This window comes from Streptomyces sp. HSS9-12 (genome assembly GCF_054963655.1).
Genome location: NZ_JBUEGC010000096.1, coordinates 1 through 6,741, shown reverse-complemented (window position 1 = coordinate 6,741; position 6,741 = coordinate 1). Strand labels below are relative to the sequence as shown.

4 protein-coding genes and 1 tRNA gene are annotated in these 6,741 nt (G+C 69.6%); 2 read left to right on the top strand and 3 right to left on the bottom strand.

Features of this window, described 5'->3' with window-relative positions; all coding sequences use genetic code 11:
- Positions 1-73: 73 nt before the first annotated feature.
- Together ACY34J_RS28535 and ACY34J_RS28530 are read right to left on the bottom strand one after the other, a co-directional pair.
- A complete protein-coding gene (locus ACY34J_RS28535) occupies positions 74-973 on the bottom strand; it encodes a Bax inhibitor-1/YccA family protein (protein WP_462729530.1) in 900 nt (299 codons plus the stop codon).
- A 155-nt stretch (positions 974-1,128) separates the two neighbouring features.
- Positions 1,129-1,211, bottom strand: a tRNA-Leu gene (locus tag ACY34J_RS28530).
- A 336-nt stretch (positions 1,212-1,547) separates the two neighbouring features.
- On the opposite strand from ACY34J_RS28530, the gene ACY34J_RS28525 reads away from it, so the two are divergent.
- Entirely contained in the window at positions 1,548-2,372 is an 825-nt protein-coding gene (locus ACY34J_RS28525) for an ABC transporter ATP-binding protein (RefSeq protein ID WP_462729529.1), read from the top strand.
- A 59-nt stretch (positions 2,373-2,431) separates the two neighbouring features.
- Positions 2,432-4,981 (top strand): ABC transporter permease, encoded by a 2,550-nt coding sequence (locus ACY34J_RS28520; RefSeq protein ID WP_462729528.1) that lies wholly within the window; start codon positions 2,432-2,434, stop codon positions 4,979-4,981.
- Positions 4,982-5,220: 239 nt separating this feature from the next.
- Here ACY34J_RS28520 and ACY34J_RS28515 read toward each other — a convergent pair whose 3' ends face one another.
- Positions 5,221-6,555, bottom strand: a complete 1,335-nt coding sequence (locus tag ACY34J_RS28515) for a class I SAM-dependent methyltransferase (protein WP_462729527.1) — start codon at positions 6,553-6,555, stop codon at positions 5,221-5,223.
- Positions 6,556-6,741 lie beyond the last annotated feature (186 nt).

The following is a 6,741-nucleotide window of genomic DNA, read 5'->3' as shown; positions in this document are numbered from 1 at the left end:
CACTAGCTCCGCACTTCCATACCAAAGGGCCCGGAGGCAGCGCCTCCGGGCCCCTTGCCGTGCTGGTGCTCGGTCAGTCGTCACCTTGCAGGAGCTGGACCAGACGCAGCATCTCCACGTAGATCCACACCAGGGTCAGGGTGAGGCCGAAGGCCGCCAGCCAGGATTCCTCACGCGGAGCGCCGTAGGTGACGCCGTCCTCGATCTGCTTGAAGTCCAGAGCGAGGAAGCAGGCACCGAGGACGATGCCGATCACTCCGAAGAGGATGCCGAGGCCGCCGGAGCGGAAGCCCAGACCGTCACCGCCGCCGAAGACCGCGAACAGCGAGTTGACCACCATCAGCAGCACAAAGCCGATGGCCGCGGCCATCACAAAGCGGTAGAAACGCTGGGTAACCCGGATGAGCCGCGTCTTGTACGCGAAGAGCGTGCCGACGAACACGGCCATCGTGCCCAGCACCGCCTGCATCGCGGCGCCGTTGACGTACTGGTTGACGAAGTTGCTCAGAGCCCCGAGGAAGAGCCCCTCGAAGGCGGCGTAGGACAGGATCAGCGCCGGCGAAGCCTTGCGCTTGAACGACTGGACAAGGCCGAGCACCATCGCGATCAGCGCGGCACCGATCGCCAGCGGCAGCGGCAGGTTCAAAACCCATGCCACGGTCGCGCCGGCGACGACGGTGCCGAGCGTGATGCCGGTGCGCATGACGACGTCGTCCATCGTCATCCGGCCGGTCTGCAGCGCACCCGCCGGCGGGGCGCCGTACGTCTGCTGGTCGTACGTGAGGTTCTGCGGGCCGCCCTGGGCGTACGGGTTACCGCCCTGCGCGTAAGGGTTGCCCGTGGCATACGGGTTGGCGTACGGGTTGCCCTGGGCCGCGGCGGGGCCCCCGGCCTGCGGCGCCGCGTCGAAGCCCGCGTAGCCGTTGTCGCGGCTGAATCCCCGTCGCGAGAAGACCGGGTTGCTGCTCCTCATCTCACTCCTCCATGGCCGCCCTGCGCGACCTTGCCCTAAGAGTAATGGGTAAGCAAAGAATGCACCCTAGTGCCAGAGGAGGATCTTTGAGAAACCGCGGCTGGACGGCGGGCGACGGCCCGGATACGAAGAGTGCGCCTGGGGGCCTATGGGAGTGCCCGGAGCCGGACTTGAACCGGCACGGCCCGAAGGGCCAGTGAGGTTTAAGCTCACCGTGTCTGCATTCCACCATCCGGGCGGGCCTCATGGTCCGACCGTCCGAACGGCTTACGGTCCTCCCCAGGGCGCAGCCAGAGCCTATCCGGGTGCAATGCCCCAACGGCCGCTCGACAGACCGATGTTGTCTTATTTTATTGGCAGCTGAGACGGCGTCAGCACCATGCGACCGGAGGTAAGCACTCGCCCGGGCCAGTGGGCGGCGTTCATCCATATGGCACGAGATTGACAAAAAGTCGTCGGCCGTCTCAGGGTTACCGTCATCCCCAGGGAGGAGCCGGCGCGGCCGGGCTCACTCCCAGGGCTGTGTCCGGAACCGGAGCGGGGACGGATCCGGGCGGCCTCACCGGCACGGACGATGGGTACGTCCCACACCGACGTCCCGACAGGAGACCCGCCCGTGACCACCATCCCCTCAGGCGTTCCCACCGCCACCCGCACCACCGCGGTGGCCGCCCGCGCCACGGACCTCACCAAGGTCTACGGCCAGGGCGAGACACAGGTGGTGGCGCTCGACGGCGTCTCGGTCGAGTTCCGGCAGGCCGAGTTCACGGCCATCATGGGCCCCTCGGGCTCCGGCAAATCGACCCTGATGCACTGCGTCGCGGGCCTGGACTCCATATCCTCCGGATCCGCCCGCATCGGTGACACCGAGTTGACGGGGCTGAAGGACAAGCAGCTGACCAGGCTGCGGCGCGACAAGATCGGCTTTGTGTTCCAGGCGTTCAATCTGCTGCCGACACTGAACGCGCTGGAGAACATCACCCTTCCGATGGACATCGCGGGCCGCAAGCCGGACAAGGCGTGGCTGGACCAGGTCGTGGCGACCGTCGGCCTGTCGGAGCGGCTGAAGCACCGTCCGTCCCAGCTCTCGGGCGGTCAGCAGCAGCGCGTGGCCGTGGCCCGTGCGCTGGCCGGCAAGCCGGAGATCATCTTCGCGGACGAGCCGACCGGCAACCTCGACTCCCGCTCCGGCGCCGAAGTCCTCGGCTTCCTGCGCAACTCCGTACGCGAGCTGGGCCAGACCGTCGTCATGGTGACCCATGACCCGGTCGCCGCGGCATACGCGGACCGCGTGATCTTCCTCGCCGACGGCCGGATCGTCGACGAACTGTACGGGCCGACCGCCGACGCCGTCCTCGACCGGATGAAGCAGTTCGAGGCCAAGGGCCGTACGAGCTGACCCGACCCCGCACCCAGCTGACCGGCCACCGGCCCATACCTCAGGACTGACAGACACCCATGTTCCGTACAGCCTTGCGCAATGTCCTCGCGCACAAGGCCAGGCTGCTGATGACCGTGCTCGCCGTCATGCTCGGCGTCGCCTTCGTCTCCGGCACCCTGGTCTTCACCGACACCCTCGGCGACGCCTTCAAGAACAAGTCGGCCAAGAGCTTCGCCGACGTCTCCGTCGCCGTGCACTCCACCGGCTCCGCTACGGAGCCCTCCCCCGGCGGCGCTCAGCAGACGAAGACGGAGCCGCGCCTCACCGACCGTCTGCTGAAGAAGATCGAGAGCCTGCCCGGCGCCGAGTCCGCGACCGGTTCCGTGTCCGGCTTCACCGCGCTCGCCGACAGGAACGGAAAGCTGGTCGGCCAGAACTGGGGCACCTTCGGCGCCAACTACTACCCCGGCGCGGACGGCAAAGACCCGCGTTACTCCTTCACCGACGGCCGGCCGCCGAAGGCCGCTGACGAGATCGCCCTGGACAGCCGGACCGCCGGCCGCACCGGCTACCGGGTCGGCGACACCGCCCGCGTCTCCACCGACGGGCCGGTGATGCGGCAGAAGATCACCGGCATCTTCGACACCGACGACGGGAGCGTCGCGGCGGGCGGCACCCTCGTCCTGTTCGACAACGCCACCGCCCGCAAGGCCCTTGGTGCCACCGCCGAGTACGACGAGATCACCGTCAAGGCCGCGGCCGGCACCTCCGACGCGGCGCTGAAGAACGCCGTGGAGAAGGTCCTGCCGAAGGACACCGATGCCGTCCTCGGCACGGAGCTGGCCGAACAGCAGGCCGAGAGCATCGCCCGCCAGACCGAGTCCATGAGCCAGGTGCTGCTCTACTTCGCCGGTATCGCCCTGTTCGTCGGCGTGTTCATCATCGCCAACACCTTCACCATGCTCGTCGCCCAGCGCACCCGGGAGCTGGCGCTGCTGCGCGCGGTCGGCGCCTCCCGCCGCCAGGTCACCCGCTCCGTGCTCCTCGAGGCGTTTCTCGTCGGCCTGGTCGCTTCGGTGATTGGCTTCCTGCTCGGCATCGGCATCGCGGTCGGCATGCGCTCGGGCCTGAACGCCGCCGGCGCCACGCTGCCTGACGGCGCGCTCGTCATCGCCCCGCGCACCGGTGTGGTCGCGCTCCTGGTCGGCGTCCTGGTGACCATGCTGGCCGCGTGGCTGCCCGGCCGCCGCGCCGCGAAGATCCCGCCGGTCGCCGCCATGAACAGCGTCCACGCCGCGCCCACCGTCCGCGGCCTGGTGCTGCGCAACAGCATCGGCGCGGCCATCGCCGCCCTCGGCGCCACCCTGCTCTTCCTCGGGGTCGCGGCCGGAAAGGACGGCAACATGCAGCTCGCCAGCGGTGCGGCGGTCGTGCTGATCGGCGTCATCGTCCTCACACCGCTGCTCTCGCGCCCCGTCGTCGCGGCCGCCGCGCCGCTGCTGCGGAGCTTCGGCGTCGCGGGCAAGCTGGCCCGGCAGAACGCGGTCCGCAACCCGCGCCGTACCGCAGCGACCGCCTCCGCGCTGATGATCGGCCTCACGCTCATCACCGCCATGACGGTGGTCGCCACCTCGATGCACAGCGCCATCGACAAGATGGCCGTGGACTCGCTCAAGGCCGACTACACCGTCAGTATGGCCAACTTCACGCCGCTGTCCCCGGATGTGCGGGCGAAGCTGGACGCACTGCCGGAGGTGACGGCCACCAGCCCGATGCGTACGGCCTACGGCGAGGTGGACGGCTCGTTCAACCAGATCACCGGCGTCGACCCGAAGACCGTCGACCGGCTGCTCAGCCTCGACTTCAGCAGCGGCTCGTTCGACGGGCTGGCCGGCCGCGGCGCGCTGGTGGACCGCAAGACCGCCGACCGGCACCATCTGACGGCGGGCCATACCCTCGCGGTGCGGTTCGACGACGGCCGCACCGAGCGGCTGACGGTCGCCGGGGTGTACGAGGGCAACGAGATGCTCGACGGCCTGTTCGTGCCCACCTCTGTGGTCGACCGGCACCTGGACCGGGTCGCCGACCAGCAGGTCATGGTCAAGATGAAGGACGGCGCGTCCGGGGAGGCCGAGGACACCATCGTCAAGGCCCTCGGCGAGAACCCCGCGATCCAGGTCATGGACAAGCAGGCCACCAGCGACCAGATCGGCCAGGCGATCAACCTGCTGCTGAACATGCTGTACGGGCTGCTGGCGATGGCCGTGCTGATCGCGGTACTCGGGGTCGTCAACACGCTGGCGATGTCGGTCTTCGAGCGCAAGCACGAGATCGGGATGCTGCGGGCGATCGGTCTGGACCGGGCCAAGGTCAAGCGGATGGTCCGGCTGGAGTCGGTGGTCATCTCGCTGTTCGGCGCCGTGCTCGGGATCGGCCTGGGGCTCTTCCTCAGCTGGGCCGCGGGGTCGTCGATCGCCAAGTCGGTGTCGACGTACACGATGCAGATTCCGTACGACCGGATCGCGGTGTTCCTGGCGCTGGCTGGGCTGGTCGGCGTACTGGCCGCGATGTGGCCGGCGCGGCGGGCGGCCAGGCTCAACGCCCTGGAGGCCATCAAGGCCGAATAGCCTGCGGCTCGCACTCATGGCAGGGGCCCGTCCTCACGCGCGCTGGGCGCGGGACGGGCCCCTGCACGCCTGTGGCGCGCGCTCTGTGCCCCTCCCCTTTTCTCGCGGCTCGCCTCCCGGGCGCTCAGCCGGTGTCGAAGGTCCTCGACGCTGCGCTCGCTCGTTCCTCGCGCGCTTGGTCTCGTCCCTTTCGACACCGGCGCGCCCTTCGGCTCGCTCGCGGGCCGGGGTTGCCAGGGTCAGCCACGCCAGTCGCGGGTGCGCAGCGGCAGGCCCGAAGCGCCTTCGGCCGGAGTGCGCACGGCGAGGATCTGGTTGACGCCGATGCGGTTGCGTTCAAAGGACAGCGCGGACGCCGCCATGTACAGCTTCCAGACCCGGGCCCTCCCGGGCGAGGTGAGCCGGACCGCCTCCCGCCATCCCGCCTCGAGGTTGGCCACCCACCGCCGCAGCGTCAGCGCGTAGTGCTCGCGGATGGCCTCCACGTCGCGCACCTCGAAACCGGCCTCTTCCAGCAGCGAGACGGTGCTGCCCAGAGGTGCCAGCTCGCCGTCGGGGAACACGTACCGGTCGATGAACTGGTTGACCTGGTACGCCTCTTCGTCCGGCTCGGGGCGGCGGGCGATCTGGTGGTTGAGCAGGCGCCCGCCGGGCTGCAGCAGGGCGTACAGGTCGGCGGCGTACTCGCGGTAGCGGGCGGAACCGACGTGCTCGGCCATGCCGATGGAGGAGATGGCGTCGTACGGTCCGTCGGTGATCTCGCGGTAGTCCTGGACACGAATCTCGATGCGCTCGGTCAGGCCGGCGTCGGCGACGCGCTTACGGGCGTACACGGCCTGCTCGGTGGAGAGCGTCACACCGACGGCGCGCACGCCGTACTCGCGCGCCGCGTGGAGCACCATCGAGCCCCAGCCGCAGCCGACGTCCAGCAGCCGGTCGCCGGCTTTCAGCGCCAACTTACGGCAGACGAGGTCGAGTTTGGCCCGCTGTGCATCCTCCAGGGTGGAGTCCCGGTCCCAATAGGCGCAGGAGTAGACCATGGAGGGGCCGAGCACCAGCTCGTAGAAGTCGTTGCCGACGTTGTAGTGATGGCTGATGGCGGCCTTGTCGCGGCGCAGGGTGTGCAGGGCGCCCCGGCGGCGGCGCACCTCCTCGCGGGGCGGGGGTGGGGGGAGCCCGGGCCCGGCGAGGGCGATCAGTTCACGGGCGGCGGCACGTAGCTGGGAGTCGCGCAGCACGCTCAGGGGGGTACGTCGTTCTTGCGATGTGCCGGAGTCTTTGCTCGTGCCGGCTCTGGCCCCGGGGCTGCGCTCCCAGAGCAGGCCGGCGAGCAGGTCGAGGGCGGTGTAGAGGTCACCGTCGACGTCGATGTCGCCGGTGACCCAGGCGCGGGCGAGTCCGAGCTCGCTCGGCCGCCACAGGAGTCGGCGCAGCGCGCGCCGGTGGCGTACGACGAGGATGGGCGCGCCCGGCGGGCCTGCTTCGCTGCCGTCCCAGGCACGGATACGGACCGGGAAGGGGGCTCCCAGCATGTCCTCGGCGATTGCGTTCAGCCGTTGCGCGGCTTCGGCCATGTCGTACACCTCCGTGACGGCGGATCGACGAGCGGGTCCTCACCTACGTCAACATCAACCGTGCCGTACGGCAGTCCGGTTGATGCACAAGAAACAGCAAAACGCCCCGAAGGGGCGCAACCGGCTCCCTCGCCGGGGAGGCCGCTCCGCGCCGGGGAGGCCGCTCCGCGCCGGGGAGGCCGCTCC